This window comes from Drancourtella massiliensis, assembly GCF_016900655.1.
In the GTDB taxonomy this organism is placed as follows: Bacteria; Bacillota; Clostridia; order Lachnospirales; family Lachnospiraceae; genus Sellimonas; species Sellimonas catena.
On sequence record NZ_JACJKH010000059.1, the window covers coordinates 1 to 2815 of the forward strand.

General features: G+C 34.1%; 3 protein-coding genes. 1 reads left to right on the forward strand and 2 read right to left on the reverse strand.

Going from position 1 to position 2815, the window contains the following annotated elements:
* Positions 1–312, forward strand: a 312-nt coding sequence (locus H6A32_RS15640; protein ID WP_204864802.1) for a hypothetical protein, incomplete at its 5' end; no start/stop codon positions are given.
* A 44-nt stretch (positions 313–356) separates the two neighbouring features.
* Here the strand turns inward: H6A32_RS15640 and H6A32_RS15645 are convergent.
* Both H6A32_RS15645 and H6A32_RS15650 read right to left on the reverse strand, forming a co-directional pair.
* Entirely contained in the window at positions 357–515 is a 159-nt protein-coding gene (locus H6A32_RS15645; protein ID WP_204864803.1) for a hypothetical protein, read from the reverse strand.
* A gap of 184 nt (positions 516–699) precedes the next feature.
* The coding region (locus tag H6A32_RS15650; protein WP_204864804.1) for a hypothetical protein at positions 700–2815 on the reverse strand (2116 nt) is incomplete at its 5' end.

The following is a 2815-nucleotide window of genomic DNA, read 5'->3' on the forward strand; positions in this document are numbered from 1 at the left end:
CCAAGGACTAAAGTTTCTTCCTTAATAGATGCAATTTTTGCGTTTTGTGTGTTATACTTCATTTCAGATACCTCTCTGTTTCATAAGATTTTTACTAACCCGCAAAGTCAGCAAATCTTATTTTACTCTGAGGTATCCTTTTTTCTCAACCACCTTTCACGGGATTCCCTATATTTGAATTATACAGGAAGCTCTCTACTTATCCTTTGTTCATGCAACAGCCGTTTTGTGTACTGGAAAAATAAAAAAGATTGGGGTAAATTTTTTGAAATGATTTTAGACATGAAAAAACCCGGAAAGTTGATCATTTGATCAACCTCCCAGGTTCAAAAATGTATAATATGGATGTATCAATATCAATCATCATTTGAAAGATACCAACCATGTTCTATTTGTACACCATATCTTTCGTGCAAATGCTTTTCGCTATTGTTTCTGTTCCATGATTTTTGATTTAATTCCTCACCAATTGCATCCAATGCTTCAATGATGTTCAGATAATATTTTAATAACATCTTTTACATATTATAAATTCATCTATAAAGCATAATTTTTTAATTAAAAAGCCCTAGAATTTAATTATCGCTTTAGATTCAGGCCTTTCATTCTAAGTATATAGAAGAAAATACTTCTGTGCCTCCATAAACAGACTCTTAAATCATGTGCTTCCCCAAAGCATAACCACTGGATAACTAGACATTACTTGTCCTCGACTTCCACCGTTTGTTCTTCAGGTTCAATATTTACAAGCGAAAAAGATAAATATCCTGCTTCATCGATAAACATTTCAATTTTTTGTTTTCGAAGCGATAATATATTCATAGCCAGTATATGAAAAATGCCATTATCAATGTTTCTTACCTCATCCTTAAGTGAAGCAAATACTTCCGACACGGCTTGAATAAATACGTCCTTTTGTTTATCTGAAAAGTTATCAACTCTCCCTAATAAATCATCCCACATCAAATACATTCTCTGTTTGGAATCACTATCTTTCTTTGATGCTTCCAATGACATATAATCAATCACATCTTTAGTGACAGACATTAAGCAGCCTTCATCTAGTAAAGATTGCAAGTACCCAATTAATCTTGTATCATCTATTTGCTGTCTAACCAACCAATCTGAAACTGAAATAACACTTAAATTGACTAGCTCATTTTGTGACAAAGATGCTAATATTGCTTCAATTATTACCAAAGAATACTCTTCATTATGTTGAACAAATGCTATAGCATCATAATCACAGATTCCGAATAATTCCTTGCTATCAAATTCCCCAAAAAAATCTCCGGACAGATCCTGATCACTCTTAACGGTAGGTATAGCTTCACAATACTTTTTAAAACCTCCGGCTTCTTTTAGCCAATAATCTTTTCCGGCCTCATCCACTTGATTAATAAAAAGCTCTCCGTCAATAACCCCTAAAGAGGCTACAGTGTCTCTATTGTATTCTTTAATGACCTCTGCAACATCTGAATTAGCTTGTATCAACGCAGATTCCATAATGATTCCGCCAGCTTCACTTATTTTGTCTGCCGGATATCCCGCCTTATATAAAGCTACTAACGCAGAAAAGGAAATTACATATTTTTCTGCTGGTTTAGAAGCATGAACCATCTGCCTAACAAAATAATCATGAGAGGAGAGAACCATATCTACAAACTGAAAGTATGTAAGACGTGTAAATTTTTTATACGTATACAGTGGTAAAGGAACGTCTTGAATGTTATTATACTGTTCAAGCCAATCAACTGACTGTCTTTCATCAGGAGTACTTTTGACAATCATTTCTGCAAAGGCGGAAGAATCCAGTTTCCCATTATTCATCGGAATAGATAGTTCCTTAGCAAAGCCATTCTGGGTCATTTTCGCCGTACATGTTCTGAATAAGTAACAGTCTAAAGGCATGATTTCCGTAATTACATACAAATCATTATCTATAGTAATTTGATCACCAGTATGCTTTCTTAAAAAGCCAAATCTAGCAGCATCATCAATATGCACATGATAATCATTATTCCAAACATATGGAGAAGTCGGAAGAATACAATCCTTATATACACATAACCAGCGTTGATTACCATTGTCTTTTTTACAGCATGCCGCAGTATCAGCCTCGATTCCTGTTATTGTTATTACTTCATTACTGTCTATAGATGTCGAAATTGCTATATATTGCCCAAACGCAGGATTGTAGCTTTCTCCTGACATTAAAATAGCACGTATATTTTCACTCTTCGCTCTTGATATGTCACCATCATTCAAATAACAGGCAGCCACAAGCATATGTAGTCGTGATGTATTTGCTTTTATTGCTGCATCTAATACCTCTTTGCTGACTTTTCGCTTATTTATCAGTGATAATGTTATTAATGAATCTATAACGAATTCATCAGTGCTATTATCTTCAAACGCTAGCCTGTACCATTTCAAGGCTTCTATATCATTCTTTTTACCTTGAAGAATAATCGCCTTGTATTTTTTTATTCTAAAACCTTTTTCCCCTGCTTTTTCATGTTTTGTTACATACAATTCAGCAAGATCATATTCATGAAAATTGAGTAAACGCTCAATTATAAGATAAGCCGAATGGTTAAACAAGTTTGTCATTTTACCATCACGGCACGCTTCAACAAACGCCTTCCGATTTTCTTCTAAATCCGACAAATTCAACATTTCATTCCAATATTCATATACATTACTAAAACTTCCCACACCAATACGGTGTGTTGAACCTTGAAAATTCAATATTTCAGCCAATAAAAAAGGCATAAACCTGTCCCGTTTGGTATAATGGAATTGACGAAAAACC